General features: G+C 56.7%; 20 protein-coding genes. 11 read left to right on the top strand and 9 right to left on the bottom strand.

What is annotated here, in order from left to right; all coding sequences use genetic code 11:
* Positions 1-211 precede the first annotated feature (211 nt).
* From HWX74_RS04245 to HWX74_RS04210, 8 genes are all read right to left on the bottom strand, one after another.
* Positions 212-2,467, bottom strand: coding sequence for a DUF4838 domain-containing protein (locus HWX74_RS04245; protein WP_176012362.1), 2,256 nt, complete (start codon positions 2,465-2,467; stop codon positions 212-214).
* 14 nt (positions 2,468-2,481) lie between these two features.
* A complete protein-coding gene (locus HWX74_RS20430) occupies positions 2,482-3,195 on the bottom strand; it encodes a type II secretion system protein (protein ID WP_176012361.1) in 714 nt (237 codons plus the stop codon).
* Between the two features lie 20 nt (positions 3,196-3,215).
* Positions 3,216-4,328 (bottom strand): GntR family transcriptional regulator, encoded by a 1,113-nt coding sequence (locus HWX74_RS04235; RefSeq protein ID WP_176012360.1) that lies wholly within the window; start codon positions 4,326-4,328, stop codon positions 3,216-3,218.
* A 318-nt stretch (positions 4,329-4,646) separates the two neighbouring features.
* A complete protein-coding gene (locus HWX74_RS04230; protein ID WP_176012359.1) occupies positions 4,647-4,838 on the bottom strand; it encodes a hypothetical protein in 192 nt (63 codons plus the stop codon).
* A 52-nt stretch (positions 4,839-4,890) separates the two neighbouring features.
* Positions 4,891-7,125 carry a glycoside hydrolase N-terminal domain-containing protein gene (locus tag HWX74_RS04225; RefSeq protein WP_176012358.1) on the bottom strand — a complete coding sequence of 745 codons (2,235 nt, stop codon included), beginning with the start codon at positions 7,123-7,125 and terminating at the stop codon, positions 4,891-4,893.
* 198 nt (positions 7,126-7,323) lie between these two features.
* The gene (locus HWX74_RS04220) at positions 7,324-8,487 is read right to left on the bottom strand and encodes a Gfo/Idh/MocA family protein (protein WP_176012357.1); all 1,164 of its coding nucleotides are present in this window, start codon (positions 8,485-8,487) and stop codon (positions 7,324-7,326) included.
* Between the two features lies 1 nt (position 8,488).
* Positions 8,489-11,125, bottom strand: a complete 2,637-nt coding sequence (locus HWX74_RS04215) for a hypothetical protein (protein WP_176012356.1) — start codon at positions 11,123-11,125, stop codon at positions 8,489-8,491.
* Complete coding sequence (locus tag HWX74_RS04210; RefSeq protein ID WP_176012355.1) at positions 11,122-11,853, bottom strand: type II secretion system protein; 732 nt, start codon at positions 11,851-11,853, stop codon at positions 11,122-11,124. Before HWX74_RS04210 ends, HWX74_RS04215 begins: the two co-directional genes overlap by 4 nt.
* Before the next feature lie 625 nt (positions 11,854-12,478).
* Here HWX74_RS04210 and gdhA point away from each other — a divergent pair.
* The 9 genes from gdhA to HWX74_RS04165 all read left to right on the top strand — a co-directional run bounded on the left by gdhA (position 12,479) and on the right by HWX74_RS04165 (position 22,442).
* Positions 12,479-13,822 (top strand): NADP-specific glutamate dehydrogenase, encoded by a 1,344-nt coding sequence (gene gdhA, locus HWX74_RS04205; protein ID WP_176014531.1) that lies wholly within the window; start codon positions 12,479-12,481, stop codon positions 13,820-13,822.
* A gap of 273 nt (positions 13,823-14,095) precedes the next feature.
* Positions 14,096-14,863 carry a prepilin-type N-terminal cleavage/methylation domain-containing protein gene (locus tag HWX74_RS04200; RefSeq protein ID WP_176012354.1) on the top strand — a complete coding sequence of 256 codons (768 nt, stop codon included), beginning with the start codon at positions 14,096-14,098 and terminating at the stop codon, positions 14,861-14,863.
* A gap of 268 nt (positions 14,864-15,131) precedes the next feature.
* Entirely contained in the window at positions 15,132-15,638 is a 507-nt protein-coding gene (locus HWX74_RS04195) for a type II secretion system protein GspG (RefSeq protein WP_176012353.1), read from the top strand.
* 63 nt (positions 15,639-15,701) lie between these two features.
* Positions 15,702-16,334 carry a type II secretion system protein gene (locus HWX74_RS04190; RefSeq protein ID WP_176012352.1) on the top strand — a complete coding sequence of 211 codons (633 nt, stop codon included), beginning with the start codon at positions 15,702-15,704 and terminating at the stop codon, positions 16,332-16,334.
* A gap of 24 nt (positions 16,335-16,358) precedes the next feature.
* Positions 16,359-17,135, top strand: coding sequence for a Tfp pilus assembly protein FimT/FimU (locus tag HWX74_RS04185; RefSeq protein WP_176012351.1), 777 nt, complete (start codon positions 16,359-16,361; stop codon positions 17,133-17,135).
* A complete protein-coding gene (locus tag HWX74_RS04180; RefSeq protein WP_176012350.1) occupies positions 17,125-17,790 on the top strand; it encodes a hypothetical protein in 666 nt (221 codons plus the stop codon). The genes HWX74_RS04185 and HWX74_RS04180 overlap by 11 nt, the downstream gene beginning before the upstream one ends.
* 8 nt (positions 17,791-17,798) lie before the next feature.
* Complete coding sequence (locus HWX74_RS04175; protein ID WP_176012349.1) at positions 17,799-18,677, top strand: type II secretion system protein J; 879 nt, start codon at positions 17,799-17,801, stop codon at positions 18,675-18,677.
* 26 nt (positions 18,678-18,703) lie between these two features.
* Positions 18,704-21,790: a PilX N-terminal domain-containing pilus assembly protein gene (locus tag HWX74_RS04170; RefSeq protein WP_176012348.1), complete on the top strand. Its 3,087-nt coding sequence runs from the start codon at positions 18,704-18,706 to the stop codon at positions 21,788-21,790.
* A gap of 109 nt (positions 21,791-21,899) precedes the next feature.
* Entirely contained in the window at positions 21,900-22,442 is a 543-nt protein-coding gene (locus HWX74_RS04165) for a nitroreductase family protein (RefSeq protein ID WP_176012347.1), read from the top strand.
* 165 nt (positions 22,443-22,607) lie between these two features.
* Here the strand turns inward: HWX74_RS04165 and HWX74_RS04160 are convergent, their stop codons facing one another.
* Positions 22,608-23,141, bottom strand: a complete 534-nt coding sequence (locus HWX74_RS04160; protein ID WP_176012346.1) for an epoxyqueuosine reductase QueH — start codon at positions 23,139-23,141, stop codon at positions 22,608-22,610.
* 159 nt (positions 23,142-23,300) lie between these two features.
* Here HWX74_RS04160 and HWX74_RS04155 point away from each other — a divergent pair, with 159 nt between their 5' ends.
* Entirely contained in the window at positions 23,301-24,599 is a 1,299-nt protein-coding gene (locus HWX74_RS04155; protein ID WP_217704845.1) for an ABC transporter permease, read from the top strand.
* Positions 24,600-24,632: 33 nt separating this feature from the next.
* Positions 24,633-25,070, top strand: a complete 438-nt coding sequence (locus HWX74_RS04150) for a hypothetical protein (protein ID WP_176012344.1) — start codon at positions 24,633-24,635, stop codon at positions 25,068-25,070.
* The last annotated feature ends 14 nt before the right edge of the window (positions 25,071-25,084 follow it).

Below are 25,084 nucleotides of genomic sequence, written 5' to 3'. Positions count from 1 at the left end.
TCGGTTTGAAGATAAATATAGTGAAAAATGGTACGAAAAACAACTACTTTTCCGGTCCGCTTGCGATAAAAAGCGATAAAACGCATGGAAGTCCGCCGAATGGGTTGACGGGAAATCAAATCGCCGCCAGAGCGATACAGCAAAGACCGGAAAGACGGGTAATTCGAGGGTTGATTATTGCCCGTCTTTCCGGTGACGCGAAAATGCGGTTCTAGGGCTGGACCGGCACCAGGATGAGCCGGTCGATCCAGATATTTTCAACGGCCGGATTGATGATCGGCGCGATGAAAATACACATGTTGTCCTTCAAATCGACCCGGCCGACTTTGACGGTCCGGTACTCCTTGCCGGCGATGTCTCCGGCCGGGAAATCCTTCGGCACTTCGATCCGGCTGTTCCAGTCGTAAGTGCCGATCCGGATCGCGTTGCCGGACGGTTTGGCGCTGTCGCAGCGCACTTCCATGTAGAGGTCGAAGGTGCCGTGCGGGAAGTCGAAACTCTGAAGATGCCATTCATTGTGGGTGTTCGGCATCCGGACCGCCCGCCCGACGCTGGCGGCCGGATCGGTTTCCCAGAACAGCTCATTGCCCAGCGAATGCAGTTCGGCGACCCGTTCGACGCTCCAGGCATGGCACGCTTTTCCGGCCGCCACCGCCGGCGCGCTGCCATCATTTTCCAGGTTGCCGGTCCGCAGCTTGTGCTGCCACTCCAGCTTCTTTTGCCACTCTTCCGGGCTGAGGCCGCCTTCGGTCAACCGGTCGACGCCGGCCGCCTTGACGGCCGCCACGGTAGTTTGCAGCAATTGCTGGTAATCGACGCCGCGCAGCGCGGCATTGTCGAACAGTTCCGGCCGTTCCAGCAACGTGCAATTGACCGGGATGGCGGCGGTGGCCACCCGTGGACCGTAAACCGGATCGTCCCGGAATTTCCGTTGCGCTTCGTCCATGGCGAAGTAGGCTTGCAGCAGCAGATCCGCGTCGAGCCAACTGCTGGTTGAGCGGGCGTAACAGCCTTCAATATTTTCCGGATGGCGGTTGACCGATTCGATCATCGAGTCGAGGTAAACATGGACGTACCCTGCCGCCGGACCGTAATAACCGGCGACGAACTCTTCGACCAGCGCCTCCGGGTCGAGGTCGGGATTCCACAGCAGTTTGCTGATCTGCCAGGCGCGCAGGTCGCCGAGGTCGGCGGCGGCGCCGCCGCCATTCCAGGAACCCTGTTCGTAGACGTTGATGGCGCCGCAGTCGCGGAACAACTGCAGATCCGGCGCCACCGTCAGCCAGTTGGGGTGCGGCTGGTAATATTTGTGAAAATCGGTCACGTAATTCCAGATCATCAATTGCCTGGCGACCTGCCGCCAGCCGGTCAGATCCTCTTCCAGTTGCCGGTTTGCCGGGTCGGTCAGGCAGTGGAAGCTCTGCGCTTCGATGGTGCAGTAGCGGACGATGACGTTGTCCAGCGGCCGGACGGTTACCGGCGGAGTGCGGGTATAATTGTAACCGAGCGTTTCAATGAGAACGTGCGGAAATTCCGGAGCGACTTCCGCCGCCACCTCGTTGACCGCGTCGATCAGCAGATCGGCCTGGTTGCCGTGCTCCTCGACGAAAGCGGTGCAGGTTGCGCACTGGCAGTAATTCTGGTTGTCGTTCTGAGAGACGGAGACGTATTGGCAGTTCGGGTTGGACCGGATCCAGGCCAGTACTTTGCGGGTCAATTCCCGGCGCAGTTCCGGGTTGCTCAGGCAGAGCTGGACGTGCCGGTTCAACCGCTTGCCGTTGCGCTCCGAAAACCATTCCGGGTGCGCGTCATAATACTCCTGGACCGAAATCAGCGGCGAATTGTCGCTGAACGTATGAACGCCGCCGAGCAACTGCACGTCGCCGCCCCATTCCGGCGGATTGGCGACGCCGTGGCCGTTGTTGCGGAGCCGGGCGGCGAATTTCGGATCGGAACGGGCCAGATCGTAACCGGCCGCCCGAACTTCGAACGGCGGCGCGTAGCGGTAATCGAGCAGCGGCAGTTCGATGGTCGATTGCTTGGGAACCTCGGTCACTTCGGCGGTCCAGAAACGGACCCCGAGATTTTGTTCCAGAAATTCATAGACTGCATAAAGCGAGCCGCGCGGCCGGTCGCCGGCCAGATAGAGGTCGAGGCCGACCGTCTTGAGGCAAATTTCGTCCGGCTTCAACTCCTGCCAGTCGGCAATGCCGAGCGCCCGGGCGGCGTCCGGCGATTGGCCGACGTGGATGGCCGGCCCGTCGGTTTCGGCGACGATCGGCAGTTCGACACCGCCGATTTCGGCCAGAAAGGTTTGCAGTTCCTCGGCAGCGGTCCGTTCCGCCGGAATCGCATCCGCCGGAACGACGATCCGGTAGTCGCTCCGGCCGTTGTCGACCAGCGGCGCGGCCGCCAGCGCCGCGGCAGTGGCCAAAATGGCGGTCAAAAGGGTACCGGCAAGTTTCATCTTCATCGCCTTGCTCAATTGGTGTATGTCTTGACGACACCGTCGACGACCAGCGTCGTGAAGTCAAGGTCGCGGAATTGTCCGATCGTCAGCGCCGCCGCGTGGCCGTCGCCGAAAGCGACATTGCCGGTGCTGCCGTGGTTGGTGCTGGCGGCCGAATTTTCCGCCGTGGCATACGGATAAAAGCCGTAAAATCCTTCTCCCATATGGGCGCCGGAGGCGGCGCAGGTATCGGCGAGAATCGGAATGTTGGTCGGCTGCTTCATCCGCGAGAAGGTGTAGAAGCCGTAATACCAGCTCGGGTTGCCGAAGGTGGCGAAATCGCCCCACTCTTCCTTGTGATCGTTATAAAAGGTCAAATCGTCCTTCAAATTGATGACGCCGTAAGTTCGAAACGTCCAGTCGATGTTGCCGTTGTTGTAGTCGAGCTGCTTGACCGACGGGCAGAAGAACACCGCCCGGTCGACATACTTGTTTTCATCCAGGGCCTTGCTCCAGGTCAGCTCGATCTTGCCGTCGTAGTAATAGGCCATCATCAGGTCTTTGTTGTCGTTGGCATAAAGCTGGGCGCCGAGCAGGTTCTGCTTCAAATTGCTGACGCAGGTGATGCCGACGGCCTTCTGCTTGGCTTTGCCCAGAGCCGGCAGCAACATGCTGGCAAGAATCGCAATGATAGCGATCACGACGAGCAGTTCAATCAGTGTGAAATTGGAGAAGTGCTTTTTCATTTTCGATCATCCTTTCTTTATTAAGAGGTCAAATTTTTTCCGGAAAAATTGGTCGGACTATTGACGCGTTCGGGTACATAGCGGATCAACTGATTTTCGGGCGTGTTGCCTTTCAGGAGATCGAGCAGCATGTGGACGGCCAGGCTGCTCAAACGATCGATGTCGACCAGATACTCGACCATCGTATCGGTGGCAAAGTCGAAATCGCATTGCTTGTTCCGCATGCAGACTGCCGGCGGCAGGTATTTCAGGTGGGGTTTCTGCAGCCTGACCAGTTCGGCGAAAAAGCCCTGGGCGATCAGGTCATCGCAGAAAACGATGCCGTCCGGCCGTTCCGCCGCCGGTTTGGCCAGGCAGCGCCGGGCGCTTTCGCGGCCGCAGGGGATGCCGTAACCTTCGAACCAGATGTCCGCCGCCGCCGACTGAATGCCGAGCTGCGCCAGCGTTTCGGTCAGAACAATTTGAATGTCACGGTGCAGTGATTCCGGCGTCGGGCCGATCAGCATCGCCGGCCGGCACGAACCCTGCTCCCGCAATTCTTTCAGAGCCAGCCGGATAAATTCCGGCGTATCGATGATGACCCCGCGCGGCACCGCGATCGGCGGTCCGACATAACAGGTGGGGACGCCGGCTTCGGCCAGGTCGGTCCAGTCTGCCGGCTGCAGCGAAGAGAGCGTGATGATGCCCTGCAGCACGCCGCGCCGGACGTTGGATTCCAGCCCGGGAAATTGCGAAACGCCCGGTCCTTCGTAGGCCTGGGTGTTGTAGGGGAAGGAAAAACATTGGCAGCCTTCCTGCTGCAGCCAATTCTGGACGGAGTAAGCCAGCGTCCAGTTGAACATGTGCAGCCGATCGTCGATCAGGCCGACCAGGCCGACTGCCCGCCCCGGATAACCGGTCGGCCGCGAGGTTTTGACGAACACGCCGATGCCGCGCCGCGACTCGAGCACCTGCTCCTTGACCAGCGCCCGTACCGCCCGGTCGACGGTGGCGCTGCCGACATTGAAGCGACGGCACAATTCCACCTGGGTGGGAAGCCGGTCGCCGACCTCCAGCCGCTGGTCCCAGATATAGGCCAGCAGCGCCTGTTTGGCGGTTTCGGTCCGCTTGCCGAGGTTGTTGCCGAAGATCATGATAGTACTTTGCTTTATGTGTAATCTAAAAATTGATTTCCGATAAGAGTATTATAGCAAATTTAAATCCCAAAGTCAACCCCTTCGACAACAATAATTCAATTTTTTTTAATTTATCAGCAATTTATCAGCACCCCCTCCTCCTCCTGCCCATCGCCGCTTTTCCGGCAAGCCGCCCGCCGCTCCGGCCGTCGCCGATCGGCGGTGCTGCCGCCGGCGTCGCGACGGAAGGACGCCGGCGGATTTCATTTCGCTCCGGCAACCCGGAGCAGTGTTTTTTTAAGTTCGGAAAACCTGCCTCGGAGTTCCGCCGGTCAATTAATTGGTGTATGTCTTGACGACACCGTCAACGACCAGCGTCGTGAAGTCGAGGTCGCGGAATTGTCCAATCGTCAGCGCCGCCGCGTGGCCGTCGCCGAAAGCGACATTGCCGGTGCTGCCGTGGTTGGTGCTGGCGGCTGAATTTTCCGCCGTGGCATACGGATAGAAGCCGTAAAATCCTTCTCCCATATGGGCGCCGGAGGCGGCGCAGGTATCGGCGAAGATCGGAATGCCGGCTTGTTCAGCGGACCGTTTCAGCGGAAACGGCCGCCGGGAGAATTTCTCCCTCCAGCGTTTCGCCGGCCGCCAGCCGGACGACGAAACAACCGTCCGTTTGTGCGACGCCGGTGCGGTTCCAGCGAACTTCGCCCGCGAAATTGTCGGCGAGCCGCAGGATTCCGTCGCTGGTGGCGGTAATCCGGAAGGCCGTCGTTGCACCGTTGCGCCGCTGCGCCGAAATCAGCCAGCCGCCTTCGGCATGCAGGTTTTTGAATTCGGCCTCCTGCCAGGCGGCCGGAATTGCCGGGAAGATCCGGATGATCTCCGAATTCCATTTTCCCGGCGTCGGGCTCCAGCTCTGCAGCAGCATTTCCTGCAATGCCGCCATCGCCAGAAAATTGCCTTCCAGCGTGAACGGCCGATAGGTGAAGCCGCTGAAACCGCTCCGGGTCTGGTCGCCGTTCAGATGAAAACCGTTGCGTGAAATGAATGCTTTGATGAAGATGCCCAGATTTTTCAGAGCGCCTTCGGCATCACCCTGGCGCGCCAGCAAGGCGGCCGCCCAGCCGAAACTGTAGCCGACCCAGCCGGAGGTTCCCAGTTGCTGCCAGCGTTCGAGCGAAACGTCGATGGTTTGCCGTTGTTCCGGATTGCCGCGCTGCAGCAGATTGAACGGGTAGAGACCGATCAGGTTGGAGAGATGGCGATGGGAATACGGCAACGGCAAGTCCGCGGCGATCAGCAACGCGCCGTCGGCATCGACATGATAAGGACCCAGTGCTTCGGCCAGATGGCGCCAGTGGGTTGCCTCGGCTTCGGATTGCCGGGCTTCGGCCATTTCGGCCAAGGCCAGATAGAGCATTTTCAGGCACATCAAATCGTAGTTGCTGTTCGGCGTCAGCCAGGAGGAGGGTGCGGCGCCGTCGAACTCCGGCGAGGTGGAGAGCGGCAGCACCAGCCTGCCGTTTTCATCCGGCTTCAGCAATTCTTCCAGCGCCCGGCCGACTGCTGCGCACCACGGATAGGCGCGCGACTGCAGAAATTCCTCGTCCTGCGTATAGCGCCAGTGCAGATAAAACAGATGAGCGCTCCAGGCCGAATTGGTCGGCGACAGCGAATATTGCGGCCAGCCGCCGAGCGCCTGGCCGGCCAGCGACATCACTCCCGGCGCCAGCAGGCCTTCGACGCCGTAGAATTCGCGGGCGAAGCGTTGAAATGTTTCCCGCTCCTTCCAAAGAAAATCCAAATAAGCGAGCCCCTCGTCGAAATGGCCGGCCGCCTGATAGGCCATATAAGTCATCTGCGTGTTCAGGTCATTGTGGTAATCGCCCTTCCACGGCGGCAGTCCGCCGGCGTCGGCGGTCCAGACGCCCTGCAGCGGCATCGGCGGCGCTCCCCGCCGGGAGGCGGCGCCGTAGAAATAACGGACCAGGTAATAGTGACGCAGCAAGGCGCGGTCCGGAATTTCGACGGCGGAACGCCGCCAGAAGGTCTGCCACCAGTCGCAATGGGCGGCATACAGTGCCGGGTAGCCTTCCTTCAGGGCGCGGTCGGTTTGCATCCGGGCTTCGGCCACCGCGGCATCGGCCGAATCATGAAGTGCGGTGACGGTGACGGCGTAAAGTTCGCCATCCGGCGTGCTGCGGCCGGCGAGATAGCAGCAGTAAAAGTTTTTGTCAGCGGTCTCCTGTATCAGATAACAGGCGGAATTTTCTCGGAATTCAACCGCCGGCGGATATTCCAGTTGTGCGACGGCGGCCGGCGGCCGCCAGTGAATTTGCGGCGTCACTCCGGCCGGAAACCGGAGCAGGGCGACCGGCGCGGTGGCGGCAAAGAAACTGTCGACCGTTCCGCCGTCGTCCAGTTTCAAGCGGGCGCTTGCCGTGGCCAGATTCAGTTCCAACTCACTGAGCGCCGCGGCCGGCAGGCTGAATTCCAGCCGGCCGGCCGGCAGTTTGGTCGGCCAGGGCGAACCGTAAATGGCGTCGAAACAGCGGGTGACGCTTTCATGATCGCCGGCTTCAACCCAGCGGCGCAACGTCGCGGCATTGAAGTTTGCCGCCTCGAAACCGCGCGGCCGGCGTTCATCCCACAGGTCGCCGCGGTCGAGCGACAGGCGCAACGACAGGCCTTCTCCCCACCAGAGGCCGCCCAATGTGCCGTTGCCGAGCGGCAGGGCTTCATCCCAGGCGCTCACCGGCGCGGCCAGGTGCAGATTCAATTCTGCCGGCGGCAGATCGTCGATTCCGTGTAACATCGTACTGATCCATAATAGATTGCCGAACAACAAACGGCGAAGCATGAAATGAGATCGCTGTCTTCGCATTTTTTTCAGAGCGCCTTTCCCTGTTTTGATCGATTGACTCGCCTGGCGAGGCTGAAAAAGCGAAAAGTTCCCACAAGATAATTTCCGGTTGGGAACTTTTCAATTTCTTTTGAGAAAAAAACAGAACACTTACAGAGCTACCGGCAGTCCGGTTGCGACGCTGCGGTCGGCGGCGAAAGCAATCCGGGTGGCCAGAATGCCGTCCGCCAGCGTGGCGGCCGGATGGGTGCCGTCGGCGATGCAGTCGAAGAACTCCTGCAGGATGGCCAGGTCGCCGCCGCCGTGCATGTTGTTCGCCTCCATCGACAGATCGACGGTGCGGTCCGGCGCGCCGTATTCAACCAGCGTCAACTGCCCTTTGCCGAGGTCGCCGGCCAGGAAGCCGCGAGTGCCGTGAATCATGATGTCGCGGCCTTCCGCCCCGCTTTCGGCGATCAATCCCAGATGGCCGTGGGTGCCGTCGGAAAAATTAACGGTGACGTGCTGGTGGTTCAGGACGTCGGCGTCGGTCCGGTAGACGCAGCGCTGTTCGGCCGCTTCATCGACATATTGCTGGTATTGCTGACCGTGGATTTTGCGGTCGATCGCCCGGAAGGGGCAATCGCGGTCGGCACACACCGGGCAGGATTCCGGCGTATTGTCGCGTTCGAAAAGCTGGCGGCCGCCGACCGAATAGACGCTGACCGGCCGGGCCTGGCCGGATTTGAACCAGCACATCAAATCGAGGTCGTGCGAACATTTTTCATTGAGAAAACCGCCGGTGTTGGCGATCAGCCGCCGCCAGCCGCGCCGGTAACAGGTGCCATGCAGCGCGCCCAGCCGTTCGTTCATCTGAATCATCAGGATTTGTCCGAGCTGCCCGGCTTTCACCGCCGCGGCGATGCGGCGGTAAAAGTTCGAATAGCGCAATACGAATCCCAGTTGAATTACCCGGTCGGTCGCCTGTCCAAGCCGCTCAAGCCGGTCGACATCGGCGGGATGGGCCGCCACCGGCTTTTCCAGCATAACGTGGAAATTGGCCTGCAACGCCTCTTCGAACAGGTCGGCGTGCGTGGTATTCGGCGTGGCGATAAAGACCCGGTCTGCGCGCGGGAAGCGCTCGTGCGCTTCCGCCAGCGTTCGGCACAACACCGTATCCGGGCTGCCGTATTCGGCCAGCCGTTGCCGGACTTGCGGATGGATTTCGGTATTGGTTTCAACCATGGCGACGACCGGCATTTTCAGGTCGCGGATCAGCATTTCGGCGAAAAATAACCCGCGGCCGGAGCCGGCGATAATAGATTCTGGTAACATGTTATTTTTCTGTCACTCCCTTGCTTAAAGTCAGGACGACTGTTTCGCCCCCGTTGAGTTTCAAAGCGCCGGAAATCGCGGCGTCGTCCGGATAGATCCGGCGCAATTCCGCCGATTCCGGCATTCCCAGTGCGGCAAAATCGAACTCGACGGCCGCGGCCGTATCGGTCACCGCCGGGTTGTGGGCGGTGAAATAGATCGTTTCATCGCCGGCTTGGCCGTAACGCTCCAATTTGATGCCGTCGGCCCGCGCATGGGTTACCGGCTGCCAGGCGGCCTGGTACATCCGGTCGAGGACCGGGATCATCGGCCGGAGGATATCCACCGTGACGTTGCGGCCCGGATAGATGCCCCAGAACAGATGGTATTCAATGCCCGGCTTCGGCTGCGGATCGTACGGCAGGTAGGTGATCGGCCGTTTCGGCCCGGCGATGGTCCGCAGAAATTCCGGGTCGGAAACCATCGTTCCTTCGATGCCGAAAATGTCCAGATAGGGTGACGCAAAGGTCATCGGCCCGAAGGCGTTGGCGAAAAACAACATCTCCTGCGGCCGCCATTTGGCGCTGGCGGCGCGCAGCCATTCGATCGAACCGAAACCGCGCTGCACCATCGGCTGTTTGGTTTCCGGGTCGAAAGTCAACGGCAGGGCGGCGTACTGGAAATTGTCCCGGCGGTAGTCCGGCGGCACATCCATGAAACAATCCAGACCGAAGCCGCGCGGCAGCGAACGTCCAGCCTGGACCATTTCGTCGATCAGCGGCTGCAGCATCGTTTCGAAAGCCGCCTGGCCGCGGCCGTTCGGAATGGCCGGGTTGATGTTGCACGGCACCATGGCGCCGAAGCCGCTGTCGCCGATCCAGGCCACCCGGTTGCCGAGGCCGAGCACCGGCTCGCCGTTCTGGTCGTACATGCCGCTGGTGAACGTCGCCTGAATCAGCGAATGCAGGAATTCCTGCCGGTCGACGCTCCGGGCATGCGGATTGCAGTTGTATGCTTGCGAATAATGCAGCGGCAGGAATTTTTCCCATTCCGCCTCATCGTTTTCACTGAGTTTTTTCATCCGCTCGAAGGTTTCTCCGGTGGTCGGCGACTGATAGTCTCCCATGCTGAACTGGAAAAATTCCGGTTCGATATAGATGAAATTGAAGATGCCGTTGTCGCTGTCCCAGTTCCACTCTTCGACCTCCAGCTCTTCGGCGCCCCAGACGAACCGGTAACCGCCATAGATGATTTCCGGCCGGCTCTGACCGGATTTCCTGCGGTACCACGGAATTTCCCAGCCGCCGCCCTGGCCGACCCGGTCGGCGAAATATTCCGGGTAAAAACCGTAATACCGTTCGGCGGCCGAACGCATGCCCCAGGCCGGATCGGTCGTATAGAACACCGCTTCGAAACTGCCCTGTTTCAACGACCGGCCGGCGATATTCTCGATATCGACCAGCGCCACGTCGAAAGCGATATAGAACAACTGCAGCGCCGGATTGAAGGCCAGGCGGTAGGTGCACGGCTTGCCGAGATCGACCGCCGCCGCCAGCGCTTTGCCGCCGCTGCGGTCGGCGAGGGCGGCAAAGGGGTAACGGGTCAACTTGCTCTCGTATTGCGGCAAGGCGGCATATTCCTGGAACGGTTTGACGCTGCGGCTTAAACTCTGGAAGAAATCGTAGTCGCCCGGTGCGACCGGCAATGCGACGTAAATAGTAACCGCCCGGTCGGCATCGTTCAGCGATTCCACCGTGCCGCTGACGATCAGCCGGTCGTCCTGCATCGAGTAGCTGGCGTTCAGTTGCAGGGCCAATTCCGGCAGTTCGGCGGTTTGTTCGATGCGGTTGCCGTCGGCGGAAATCGTCCCGCCGGCCATGACTGGCGCGGTATTGGCGGCGGCGTCGCGGATCAGGATGCCGGACGGGCCCTGCTGGGCCTGACCGATGAGCCGGCCGTTTTGCGACAGCGAAACGATGCCGCCATTGCTGCCGAGCTCGATGCTCAAACCGTCATTGCCGGTCAGCTTGCCGACCGTTTTTCCGGCTTTGCCGGTCAGCAGCTCCGGCTGGAATCCGGCGCCGTCGAAAACGGTTTTGCCGGTATCCTCGCCGACCAGCGCGACATCTTTGATTTCGAATTGGAATTCATGCGGATAAGAGTAGGGCATTTCATAGAAATGAATGTCCAGCCCCTGTACCGCGCCGCGTTCGGCGCCGGAGAGGTCGACTTCGACGGTCTGCCAGGCGCCGGCCGTCACTTTGGAGCGGGCGAACAACTGTTGGACCGGGGGATTGCCGGCGAGATTTTCATGACGCAAATTCCGGTCGTAGACGCAGAAGGCGATTTCCTTGCCGTTGGCCTGGATGTCCGGATTGGAACTGGTCAGTTTCATCTCCATGCGCAAACGGTTGAAGTTGCGCCAATCCTCCGGTTGTTTCAGCTCCAGGGTCAGGTGCGGGAAGCTCTCCGAGCCGCCGTCGGCTTCGACGGCGACGCAGAAGGTGCGATCCGGCTCAACGGTCAACGCGATCGGCATGCCGTTGGCCGCCCCGGTTTTCCAGGTGCCGGTGGAATTCTGTAACGACTGTTCGTTGGCGCAGCAGAGCGCGCCAACGAACAACGTGTAACCTAAAATACTGAAAAGTGATTTTTTCATCTTTTATTGTATTTCATGATGGCTTCCGCCAAGTTGTAATGGGTGGAATAACTGCCCCACTGAATGGCTTCGGAATAGAGTCTGGAGCCGACTTCCCTCATGCTCTCGGAATGGCCGTCGACCATCAGGACGCTGCAGGTGTTGTCGCCATTGTGAAAGGTTCGCGGATTGAAGTCCTTGTAATTGCCGTCCTGCGGACTGACGACGATGTAGAACCAGTAGGGCTCCATTTTGTTGTAGACCGATTCGAAGTCGATGACCGCCATGAATTCGGACGGATTCGGAACCCGGCTGACCTTGACGCCGGCGGCATAAGTTCCGCCGCCCAGGTCGCTGTTGTAGGCGTAAGACGGGCACCATTCCGGTTGCGCCGCCGACGGGCAGCGGAAGACGTCCTTGCCGCCGATGTCGATCATGTCCATCCAGGTGATGTTGTTGCCGTCATCGTGCAGGCCGCCTTTGAAATAATAACCCGGCTTGCCGCTTTCGGTCTGTTTGGTCGATTGAGTCAAATCCGGTTCCAGCAACGGCATCGCGTCGTCGTTTTCGTTGTTGTACATGGCGATGCCCAGGCCGAACTGCTTGGTGTTGGCCAGACATTTGATCGCCTGCGCTTTGGCTTTGGCTTTGCCCAGCGCCGGCAGCAGCATGCTGGCAAGAATGGCGATAATCGCGATGACGACGAGCAGTTCGATCAATGTAAAGCATTTGATCCGGTTGGTTTTCATTTCCGTGTCTCCTGAATTTTGGCTTTCGCTTCGTTTTGATAATTCGTATTTGCAATTTGTCCAAAAAAAATAAAAGCTTTTGCTAATACGTATCGACAATCAATAGTTTAGCAAAGTTCTGACAAAATGTCAATCCCCTAATCTTAAAAAATCAAAAAAAATTTTGAATGGTCTTGAAAAAGGGATGAATTCAGCCGGAACAATTGAAAATTTACGTAAGACGCCGGCCGGGGCTGTCCGGACAATCGCTGCTTGCCGTCATCCGACAACGCGCCCGGCGTAAATTACCCAGAAAGGCGGTCCGGAACATTCCCGGCGGAAGGTCGTTTGACCAAAGGCTGATATTCGAAAATGACAAAAATGTCATTGCCAATTCATTTTTACCGGCTGTTTTCAGCAGGAAAGCGAAAGCGCGGTAATAAAAATGACAAAAATGTTATTTTATGCTGTTTCTGACAAATTTGTCAGCTTCTGGCTGGAAGCGGGCCGCAATGCCGGATAACAATAACTGATTTGCATTGAAGAGATAACTGTGGCTTTCCGCGATTTGGCATGAATTTTGCTAAATATTCAAATATTTTACTGATGGACAGAACTTGAAAAACAGGAAAGGTCGATTGGAATGATGAATGCTTATGCGCAGCGTGCCCTGGATCAGATTATTGCCAGAGCGCCGTGGGAAAAAGAGTTTATCCAGAGTGTCACCGAGGTGTTCGAGTCGCTCGGCAAGTTGTTGGAGCGTGACCGCAAGTATGAAAAAAACCGGATTCTCGAGCGGATAGCCGTGCCGGAGCGGGCGATTATTTTCCAGGTGCCGTGGGTGGACGACAAGGGCGAGATCCAGATCAATACCGGTTATCGCATTCAGTTCAACAGCGCGATCGGTCCGTACAAAGGCGGTTTGCGTTTTCATCCGTCGGTGAATCTGAGCATCCTGAAGTTCCTCGGCTTCGAGCAGATTTTCAAGAACAGCCTGACGACGCTGCCGATGGGCGGCGGCAAAGGCGGCAGCGACTTCGATCCGAAGGGCAAATCCGATTTGGAAGTGATGCGTTTCTGCCAGAATTTCATGCGTGAACTCTACCGCCACATCGGTCCGGATACCGATGTGCCGGCCGGCGACATCGGGGTCGGCGGCCGCGAAATCGGCTACCTGTACGGCATGTATAAGAAGATCGTCAACGCCAATGAGAGCGTTTTGACCGGCAAAAAACTCAACTGGGGCGGCAGCCTGATGCGCCCGGAAGCGACCGGTTACGGCAATGTTTACTTCGCGACCGAGATGCTGGCGACCCGCAAGGCGTCGTTCGAGGGGCGCAGGGTGCTGGTTTCCGGTTCCGGCAACGTGGCGCAATTTGCGGTCGAGAAAGCCATTCAACTGGGAGGCAAGGTGCTGTCGATGTCCGATTCCGCCGGTACGGTCATCGACCAGGAAGGCATCAATGCCGAAAAACTTGCTTTCATCAAGGAATTGAAGAATGTCAAGCGCGGCCGTATCAAGGAATATGCCGAGGCGTTCAGCGGGGTGGAATACCATGCCGGCGCTCGTCCGTGGCAGTTGGCCGCCGCCGATATCGCGTTGCCGTGCGCGACGCAGAATGAACTGGATGGCGAGGACGCCAGGGCGCTGGTCAAAAATGGTTGCTGCTGCGTGTCGGAAGGCGCCAACATGCCGTCGACCCCGGAGGCGATCGAAGTGTTTCACGCCAACCGCCTGCTGTTCGGCCCCGGCAAGGCCGCCAATGCCGGCGGCGTGGCGACTTCCGGTTTGGAGATGAGCCAGAACGCGATGCGCCTGAACTGGTCGGCCGCGGAAGTCGACGAGCGGCTGCACAATATCATGATCAACATTCATGCCGCCAGCCGCCAGGCGGCGACGGAATGTGGCGAACCGGACAATTATGTGCTCGGCGCCAACGTTGCCGGTTTCCGCAAGGTGGCCGATGCGATGATCGATTTGGGAATTTGAATCAGGCGATTCATCCGGAATCCGCCGCAGCTTGAAACTGCGGCGGATTTTTTTATTTGGAAAGGTTTTCTGTGGACGGCTGAAATCAGGAAGCGATTTGAACTTGAAGGAAACGGCTGGATTTTGTAAAAGTCGATTAATGCTATAATAACATCATTAAATCAAGAGCTGTGCTATTGTTTTCTTTTGAAAAATATTCTATACTTTAAGCGATGAAACAGTTTTGCCAACCGCTAAACCAAAGTTATAGTAATAGAAAAGGAAAACCGGAAAATGAAACAAACTTTCACTCTCATCGAACTGCTGGTTGTGATCGCGATCATCGCCATTCTCGCTTCGATGCTGCTGCCGGCGTTGGGAAAGGCCAAGGGCAAAGCGCAGGCCATCAGTTGCCTTTCCCGACAGAAGCAGGCGGCGCTGGCGATGAATTTATATGCCAATGATTATGACGACAACATTTCCACCCAGGCCCGCAACGGCGATTGGAGTCCGACTTTCATGTGGCCGGTAATCTACGGCACGCCGGACGGCAACGGCAAGGTGTTGGGTGAAAAAGGCGATTGCATGGGACTCGGCTACCTGCCGATCACCGACAAAAATTCACCGGTTTTTCAGTGTCCGAGCGCTCCGGCGGTGGAAGGCGATATCAATTGGCAGGGATTTGCCGCGCCGACGCCGCTGGAATCCGCCTCAACCGCCGATGGCGGCGCTTTTAATATTCGTTATAACGATATCAAGGGATTTACGCCGCTGACTTTCAAGACGACCAATGTGAACACGCCGACCACTTTTTACCTGACGGCCGATTCGGCCCGCCTCAGTGACGGTAAGCAGATGGCGGAAATCACCTATTACGAAACCAGCACGCAGGTGTTTGCCGCCCGCCATGACAACCGGGTGAACCTGTCCTTCGTCGATGGCCATGCCGAGTCGAACCTGGGGCGCGAACTGGTGAAATTCCGCGATGCGCAGTGGCGCCCGGACTGGGAAACGAATATTACCTTCTGGACCGCCGCCGGCAAAGTGACCGTCGACCTCTGAAGACCGGTCCGGCCGGCAACCGCCGGGACTGCGAAGAGATCCGGAGCGATCCGGGTCTCTTTTTTTATTGGGCCGGCCAGGCCGGAGAGTTGGGAGGGAAGAAATCTTGATAAATGGAAAAGTGACGGAAAAAAGTACCGAATAACGGCATTTTGACGGAAAAAAAATAATTATGACGGCTTGACATGCTTGATTTTTCGTTTTGCAATTATTATACTTTATGGTGATGGGAAGGCATTGTAATTAAAATTTACAGGAGGTTTTCACGATGGGATTCCGAACGGTTGGCGGCCGGTTGCGCCGGAGACATTTTACGCTGGTTGAAATGATGGTGGTCATCGCGATCATCATCGCCATCCTGGGCATTACCGGCGGCGCTTATGTGGTCGTTCAGGAGCGGATGGCGATCAGCCGGACCCAGACATTGATCAACCGGGTGGCGACGGTGCTGGATGATTTGAAGACCAAATACGGTTTTTATCCGCCGCCGTATGCCGCGGAGGACCAGAATTGTTTTGCCTGGAATTGCGATATGCGCAATTGGCGCAACATTCCGGATGAGTACATCGATGAATATAAAAAGAAAATCAACTACGGAGCCATGCTGGAGGAGTATGGTGAGGATGATGTGGTCCTGCGGGACGAATGGGGCAATGCGATTCGTTATCAGGTGCCGGGTGAAAAGAATCGCCGGACGTTTGACCTGAAATCGGCTGGACCGAATGAAAAATTCGAAGACCAGTATGACGTTGATTCCGATGATATCATCAATTGAGCGGCTGTAATTGAACAAAAACGGTTATTTATTTGTATCATTATTGTATAGAAAGGCAGAACAATGAAGAAGCGCGGATTTACTTTGGTGGAATTGATGGTGGTGATCAGCATTATCGTGGTGCTGGCCGGTCTGGTGCTGGCCGGACTGACGATCGCCCAGAACAAAGCGGAACAGGTCAAGGCCAAGGCGGATGTCGCCAATCTCCTCAACGCAGTCAAACGCTATGAAATGGATTACAATGAGTTGCCGCTGCCGTTGAGCTTGAATGGGATTACGGAAAATAGCGATTCGAATAAATTTACTGCGCTGGGCAGTGTTGAGAATGACGATGAGATGGTCGAATATGATAAATTGCTGCAGCTGCTGACCCAGATGAATATTACCGACGGCAACAATACCGATGCGCCGAATTATCTGAACAATCGGCCCAAGAAGGAGCGCCGCAACGGGCGCGGCTTGAAATTTCTGGATGCGCCGCCGGATTTTACCGAGGAAGGCATGCTCGATCCGTGGGGGTCGCGTTATGTCATCTTGCTGGATTCCGATTATGACGATATCATCGTGCTGGATGGCAAGGAGTACAATGCAACCGTGATGGTCTACTCCTGCGGCCCCAACGGCGTTGACAACGGCGGACATTTGTATGGCGTGAACAGCAATGACAAAGACGATGACGACGTGTTGGGGTGGTAACCGTTTGAAATACTGGGGTTGAAGATGAACGTGAAATTGAAAATCCGGGGGTTTACCCTGGTGGAATTGATGGTGGTGCTGGGGATCATGACGATTCTGATGACCCTGGCGGTGCCGTCGTTCGACAATCTGATGCGCGGCGATGCCGTCGCCCGGACGACGCGGTCGTTGACGACGGCGATTGCCCAGGCACGCGCCAAGGCCGCGGCAACCCGGCGTTATGTGGCGCTGCTGTTGCCGGACGGCAGCTCGAATCAAGTGGACCAGGACAATCGGCCCTACGGTCCGCCGATGCGCAGCTACCGGCTGTGTTACGTGTTGAAAGACGGTGATAATTTCGTTTTCGATGACTGGGGACCGGATTCCAACTGGCTGGAACTGGCCGACAAAGCGGTGGTCGCGCAGGTTTTTTGCGCCGACAAATTCAATAAAGACAACAGCGATGACCGCAAGATTTTTGTAAAGCACAATGAGTCGTCCTATTTTGACGGTTGGGACCGCAATGGCAACAGCGGTTTGCTCTACATCGGTGTTACGGACAATTCGGTGGACAACTATTACGGCTCTTCGAACGGCCGGGGAGAGGTCGGCGCTCTGGTGTTTTCGCCGACCGGACAGTTGGCGAACGGCGAGGCTTACATCGTGGTGGCCGAAGGATCGGTGCGGACCGATCCCGATAACGAGCGGACGAAGACGTTCCTGTTCCGAAACCGCGACGAGGAGGGCTATCCGATGAATTGCCGGGAGATCATGATCAACAAGTTTACCGGTAAAACGAAGGTGCTGGCAGATGAATACTGAATGGAAAAAATTTTGCCGCCGGTTTACGATTGTCGAGGTGGCGCTGGCCATCGCGGTGTTGGTGCTGGGAATTTCGGCGATCATGGTATTGTTCCCGGTTGGATTGAATGCGACGAGCAATGCGGTGGGCGACAATCTGGCCGGCGACATTGCCGACAGCTTTATCCCGTATCTGCGGGGACGGTTGGATAAGGCGAAACGGAACGGCAGTTATAACAATGAATTTTTGAAGGTGCTGATCGACGCCGATGCTCCGAATGCGTTCTTCACGGAAAAGCGCTCCGAGATGATGAATGGTTGGGATATCGACGGGGCGGAAAAGGCAATTGACGGTGCCTGGAAAGAGCATGAAAAAGATCCGCTGCAGGTTGAGCCGATTAAAAATTATCTGTTTGCCGGGGATTATGACCAGCAGGGAATTTACCGTTTCTGGAAGGTCACTTATGACGATGTCGGCAACTACAGCCTCGATTTCGATGCGATTATCCGGGTGTGGACGGAGAAGATCAGCGGCTTGAAGGTGGAAAACTATACGACCGATTACCTGGATTATCAATATGGCGCCGGTATTTTTGTCGAAGTGAGCTGGCCGGCGGAGAAACCTTATAAGAACCGGGAAAAACGGGTCTATTATTTTGAATACTTCAATCAGTAGGAATGGTCATGAAATACGGTAAAAATTTACGCAGATGCCGTTGGTTCACGCTGGTTGAACTGATGGTGGCGATGGGGGTGTTCTCCGTGCTGCTGTTGATGACGGTGCAGTTTTTCAACAGCGCCCAGGTATTGTGGGTCAACGCGGATCGGAAAATGACCCGGGCGAGCGATGCCCGGGTGGCGCTGGATTTGATTACCGGCATGCTGGACAACGTGGTTACCCAGGGCAGCAAACTGCCGTTCTTCATCATCCGCTCCAGGGACGGGCAGATCATGAACAACCGGATCGGGTTCGTCACTAATGCGCCGAGCAAAATTTATCAGGATGCCCGTTCCAACACTTATCTGGTGCTGTTCTGGGTGGATACCTGGTTCGAGGGGTTGGACGACGACGGGGAGGAGGATGTCTATGACATCAACAATTATCTGATGATCAGCGCGATCGGCGATAATGTCCCCGAACCGAATATCTTCGTCAAGGAAGACGGCATTTCCGCCGAGGATCAGACCCAGTTTTTCAACGTGCGTGACAAGGTTCGGGCCATCTACGGTGAAACCTATGAAGTGGTGCCTTTCATCACCAACCTGAATTTTGTACCTTTGAAATGGAATGAGGACGATGAAGTCTGGGAAGAGGTGGATCCGGCCAAGACCAATGCCAATTTGAAAGACGTGCCGTCCGGCTACAGCAATGCGATCGATTATTGGGATTCCCGCCCGGAAGCGTTGCGGGTTGAGTTGTCGTTGTTGAGCGAAGCGGATTTCCGGCGCTGGAAGACGATGGTGGAACGGGCCGGGAGCCAGGAGGATGAGACGAAAGCGGCGGCATTTCTGGTGTCGCGCGAGCAAACCTATAGCCGGACAGTCTATTGGAAACAGCGGTAATGAAGCAACTATGCAGAGGATGTAAGATGAAAAATATTGTAAAATGGCGTGGGGAAGAGGGAATCGCGTTGATCTTCGCGCTCGGCTTCTTGACTTTGCTGATGTTCCTGGCGTTGGGGTTTGCCGCCAATTCGCTGGTGGAGCGCAAAATTGCCGCGAACAACAATGCCCGTACCCAGGCCAAATATTTGGCGGAAGCGGGGTTGACTCGTGCTCTGGCGACCCTGAAGGTGATGAGCGAAGGTACTGAATTTCCGGTTATGCCGCGGGATTTTTATTATGCTTATACGGCGGACTGGAATTCCGACATGTCGGTCGGTTACAATTATGCGAAATGGGGTTGGAGCGGCGAGGACCGCGGGAAGCTGGAAGATAACCGCAAAGCCAATCCGGATTACGCCCGTTTTCTCGACGCCTTCAAATTGAAGGTGGGGGATCGTACCGTCTATTCCTTCGAGGAAGAAGATTTGAGCGTCGGGGATGCTTTCAAACGCAACGCGGACAACGACAGCCGGTTCAGTTATAGCTACATTAAAACGGGTGACCGCAATGACAGTCCGATTATCGGCCGGATTGCCTATCTGGTTTTGCCGACGACCGTCAAGGTGGATTTGGAAGAGATGGCCGGCTCCGCCTCCCGTCAGGGCAAATCGTTGAAAGAGCTTGATTTATCGGTTTTTAAAGTGGAGGAAGACGCCGACGGCAAAGCGATCGATTTGGATGAGCTGGACGACAGTTTCAAATGGCGCGGCACGGCATTCGTCGATCTTGAGAAATTCACGAAGCAGAACAGCGGCCTGGAGCAGATGTTGGCCGTGGCTTCGCTGGTGGACGAAGGATTGATCAATGAAAATGTTTCGGAAGAGAAGCTGAATGAGCAGGTTGCCCAATACGACGCGGTGCGGGGGAATCTCTGGAGTTATCTCGGCTTTCATCAGCAGGAGACGCCGCAGAAATATTACTTCTATGCCGACGGCAGTTCGTCGCAATGGAAGAAGGATGACGAACGTTTTTTCAAGCGTTATAATCTGAGCAAGCCGCATCAATGCAGCGGTTCGAATTCCGGGCAGTGTGTCGAACAGTTTTTGACCGCGGAGCCGATTCACAAAGGAGAGAAGGAGGACGTCGACAACGACCACAACAATCCGGCGGACCGCAATGTCATCCAGTTTTTCCGGATGATCGGCGACGATAAGGGATCGTTTGACAGTCTGGCCGATTTCCGGCGCCAGGTGGTGGCCAATTTCCTCGACTTCACCGACGAAGACAACACGCCGCACAGCAATATTGCGCCGGCAAGTTGGTCATTGACCAATATGCCGAGCTATACCGGCAACGAGAAGACTCCCTATATCAGTGAATTCCGGATGGATATCGTTCCCGCGTTGAAAATCAAGAAGAACGAAACGGACGAAGGGGTAAGTTATGAAGTGACTGCCCGGATTGAAACTCTGCGGATTATCGGAGAATTATGCGACTATTTCCGGGCGTCCACCGGAACCTATGATTTACAGCTTTCCGGCACGCTGACCGTCACCGCCAATTTGGGCGGGAAAAATGAAACCAAGGAGCTGCGCTTTGAGGCGAAGGACTTTACAAACTGGGTAGCCGGCGATCATCCCTATGGGTATTATAATATCGAAACCGGAACTACCAGTTTGGATAAAGTTATTTCTCAGGAATTCGTCCAGGATACCTCGGGCGATTGGAGCCCGTTGCCGATTTTGTCGATGAGCTGTTCGCTGAAATTGGACAATGCGATTTTGCGGCGGACGGTCGGTGATGCGGACAATGAAGCCGGCGTGGGCGTGGATGCTGCCAAAATCAATCGCCAGACGACGGCATGGGTGAATCTGACGGATGATTATTATCGCAATCTGGAGCATTATTTTACCGGCAGTTCGGAAATTTCCATGCAGCCGCGTCTGATTTCCTGTGAAGCCAAGGATGCCCGGCAGAACTTGAATCCGGGAGACTGGGGAGATATGCGCAGTGACGTGGTTGCGACGTTGGACAATGCATCTTTTGAGGTCAGCAATCAGCATTCCATCGGCAAGCTGAATAACTGGTTCGCGTTGTCAGACGACGCGGCCAGAGACGAGTTCAGGTCGATGCAGAAATCGCTGGAAAATTCCTCGTCGGGAGAATGGCCGGCGAACGGTAAGATCGATGACCTGGTGCTGCTGGGACGGATCAGCCGGGGCGCTCCCTGGCAGACGATCAATTTGAAAGGCTCCGGAATTGGTGCGGATTATTACAAACCGGATTTCAATTACCAGAGTGACGGCGGCAGTTTCAAAGGCGTTGCCTATGAGGACGGTGATGGCGCTTTGCTGGACCAGGTGACGCTGGGTGGCAGCAAAAAGCGCCTGTCCATCGATTTCCCGGCGCCGGTGCTGTATGCCGAACGGGATGATAAAGAGAAGATTTTTACGATGGAAGACAAATATGGCACTGCCTGGGCGAGTGGCGGCCGACTTTACGACGGCGATGACGTGGAGAAGTATGCGGATATGACGCCGTATCTCTATCAGGCTTTGTTCAAAGATGTTCTGAAGAACGACAGCAAGAATGAAAAAGGCCGGGAGTTTGCGGTTTCTCTGGTTTCCCTGATCAAGGATGAGGATGATTTCCAACGCGGGGACAACGTCGACAACAAAACCGTATTTACCTGCAGTTACGCCGGCCGGCAGTTCCTGTTGAATCCTTCCGGGCTTTTGGCGATGAAATTGAAAGATTCCAACGGCAAGGCGACCGATGAGACGCTCAGGGATTACTGGCAGGGCGACAACGACAAAGAGCAAGAGGAAAGCGTCGTCAAGGTGATGGGATTGGTGCAGACCGGCGAATTGCCGACTGAATTCCAGGTTCTGGTGGTGGCGCAGTCCATCCTCGACGTCGGCGGCATTTACGGCCGTCCGATCGATGTCACGCGCTTTGACCGAACCGGGCGGGAGCGTACCCGTGGGTGTGTGCTGGGCACCTTCGATTACGATGCGAAAAACGATGTCTATTATGATGAAATTACCGGGGAAGTGCGGCTGCTGGCGACGGTCGTTCGCAATCCTTCCAACAACGAGTTGAAAGTGGTGGACATCCGCTATCTCGACTGACGATTGCCCGGTGATTGTTGACTGGAGGTCGGCGCTGCGGTGTCTGTTCGGATGCCGCAGCGTTTTTGTCTGGAATGACGGTGAAGGTTGAACTTGGGGAGGAGAAAAGTTGGAACGGAAAGATTGTTTTGGCGAATTGGTGCGCGACCGCTACAGTTGTCGCGGTTATCGTCCGGACCCGGTGCCGGAAGAGATGATTGCGTATTGTTTGGAGGCGGTCCGGCTGGCTCCGTCGGCCTGCAACCGGCAGCCCTGGCGGCTGGCCGTCGTGCAGGAGCCCGGTTTGCGCCGGGCACTTTGCGAACGGGGCGTCCTGCCGGGCTTGTCGATGACCTGGATGCGGCAGGCGCCGGTATTGGTGGCGCTGGCGTTGGAACGTTCCCTGTTGACGCATGTGGCGGCGCCGTGGCTGTCGAAGGTGGATTATTCGCTGGTGGACGGCGGCATCGCCGGTGAACATTTCGTCCTGGCCGCCGCCGCTCAAGGCTTGGGCAGTTGCTGGATCGGCTGGATCGACGGCAAAGCGGTCCGGCGCCTGCTGCATTGGCCGCGCAGTTACAAAGTGATCGCCTTGTTTACGCTGGGTTTTCCGGCCGATGCGCCGAAGGAAAAAATACGGCAGCCGCTGGATAAATTTGTCCGGCGTGCTTGAAAAAGCAGGCCATCGGGGAGTTTTTTATATAAATCGCTCGTATCGCGAGCGTCCGCGCCGGGAGGTAGCCGGCCGCAGTCGGGAAGGCCGTTTTCGGTCGGCACAACTGCCGCGTGCCAGGACACTTGCGCATGGCAGGAAGTGTTTCGCCACTGTCCGGCCTGTTCAGCGGTTTCTGGCAAACTCGCAGCCGCAATAGTTCTGCCGGTAGAAACCGAACAGCTCGGTCAACGCCAGACTCCGTTTGAAGCCGTCCTGCTTTTTGAAATCCCAGCGTTCGTAAGCCGGAAACGCCGCGGCCGCTTCGAAAATGACCGCGGAGTTTTTATGCGGGCTGACTGTCAGGGAGGTGGTGAAACACTCATAGCCGTTTGCTGCCCTGACCCGGTCGGCATCGGCCAGATTGCAGGCGAAACAGACCGGACAGCGGCGGCCGCGTTCCGGTTCGGCGGCCAACGCTGCCGTTTGGGCCAGCCAGCTTTCGTGGTCGTACGGCACGACGAACAACGGCAGTTGGAAGTGGGTCGCCAACTGCTCCACCGCGGCCAGCCGGCGCCGGTATTCTTCGCGGCTGTCCAGGTTGGAATTGGCAAAACACAGTCCCGGCTGGCGGCCGTGCGCCAGCAGCCGTTCAACGCAGGCGACTGCACAAGGCGCGCAGCAGCAGTGCAGCAATATTTTTTCCGGTAGGATGGACATCTTTGACTCCCAAACATTTTTTCTTGCACAATGTATGCCATCTTTTGCCATTTATCAACAAAAAATAACAATTTTTACTTGCCGACCATCGTTTATCATATATAATAATACAAAGCGGCGAAGGTGCCGTTTTTTTGTGTGAATGAATCGGAAAATATGTTGAGTTTTATTGTTAGACGAGTCTGTTATTCCGCACTGGTGATTCTCGGCGTCGTGCTGCTGACTTTTCTGTTGTTCCGTTTGGCGGCCGGTGACCCGGCGGCGGCGGTGCTCGGCAAAAATCCGTCGGCGGCCGAAGTGGAGGCGCTGCGGTTGGAATTGGGCTCCGATTTGCCGTTGTTCTACGGCGACTGGCGCCGCTCGGAAGTGTTCAGCAACGTCGATTTCACCGAAGGCCGGCTGCTGCCCGGCGTCGAGAGTTCAAGCGCCGAACCGCCGTTCCGGGCCGAAGGGTTGCAGATCGATGCGGAAAATCAGTTGACGCTGAAACGCAATATCCGGCTGGCGGAACCGGTGCGGCTGGAGCTGCGTTTCAGCGGCAGGCTGGTGGTCAATGGGAAAGTCTTTGAGCATGAAACTTTGCGGACCGCCGTTCTGGAGGTACCGGCGAATGCGGCGGAGTTGAACATCGGCGGCGAGGGGGTGATCGCTTCGAGTGCTTGTTTTCGGGCCCAGGCGTCGCCGTTCGACTCGCAATTTTTCAATGCGCTGCATGAAATTTTCACGATCAAGCCGGCTTTTCCGTATGTCAGCTTTTTCAATTTCGGCAAAACGGTGGTGACCCGGGAGCCGATCCGCGACATTCTGTGGCGGGGGGTTTGGCCGTCGCTGTGGGTGATGACGCCGATCTTTCTCGGCGAACTGCTGCTCGGAATCGTCCTGGCGCTGTTGGCGACGGCCCGCAAAGACAGTTGGGTCGACCGGTTGCTGCTGCTGCTGGCGATTGCGGCGATGAGCGTCAGTTATCTGGTGATGATTATTTTCGGGCAATGGGTGCTCGGTTACTATTACAATTTTTTCCCGGTCTGGGGATGGGGCGGCCTGCGACATCTGCTGCTGCCGGTGTTGATCGGCATCGTTTGCGGGCTCGGCGGCGGCGTCCGTTTTTACCGGACGGTTTTCGTCAACGAATTGAACAAGGAATATTTGCGGACCGCCCGGGCCAAGGGATGTCATCCCGTGGTGATTTTCGGGCGGCATCTGTTGCGCAACGCGGCGATTCCGATCATCACCCGGGCCACCTCGGTATTGCCGTTTCTGTTCACCGGCAGTCTGCTGCTGGAGACGTTTTTCGGCATTCCCGGATTGGGATATACCGGCATCGACGCGTTGAACAACTCCGATCTGCAGTTGCTCAAGGCGCTGGTCATCATCAGCGCGCTTTTGTTCGTCGTCTTGAATTTGCTCGCGGATATCGCCTATGCCTGGGCGGACCCGCGGATTCGTTTACGGTCTTAAAAACTTGAAAATAATAAAACAGGAGAAAATCCCATGAACAACGACAATCTGGAAATGAAAAAATTTATGGCGGCCGAACTCAACAAAGGAGTTTCGCTGTCCGACCTGCAGAAGGAACTGGTGGAGAAGTTCAATTGCAAAATGACCTTCCTGGAATTGCGGCTGCTGGCGGCCGAACTTGAGAATATCGACTGGAGCAAACAGGACCCGGTCAAGCCGGCGGCGGAAGAGGCCGAAAAGGCCAAGGAAGCGGTGCCGGTCGCCGGTAAAACCGTCGTTGAAAAGAGCAAACTGGTGCGTCCGGGGGCGATGGCCAACGGCACGGTGAAGTTCGCTTCCGGCGCGACTGCCGAATGGATCCTCGATTCCTACGGCCGGCTGGGGCTGGACAATGTCAACGGCGAATATACCGAAGACGATATCAAGGAGTTCCAGGCCGAATTGCAAAATCTGTTTGCCTCCGGCCGCTGAACCGGCACGGAGGA

It is taken from the genome of Victivallis sp. Marseille-Q1083 (assembly GCF_903645315.1).
GTDB lineage: Bacteria > Verrucomicrobiota > Lentisphaeria > Victivallales > Victivallaceae > UMGS1518.
This window is presented reverse-complemented; position numbering and strand designations above follow the sequence as displayed.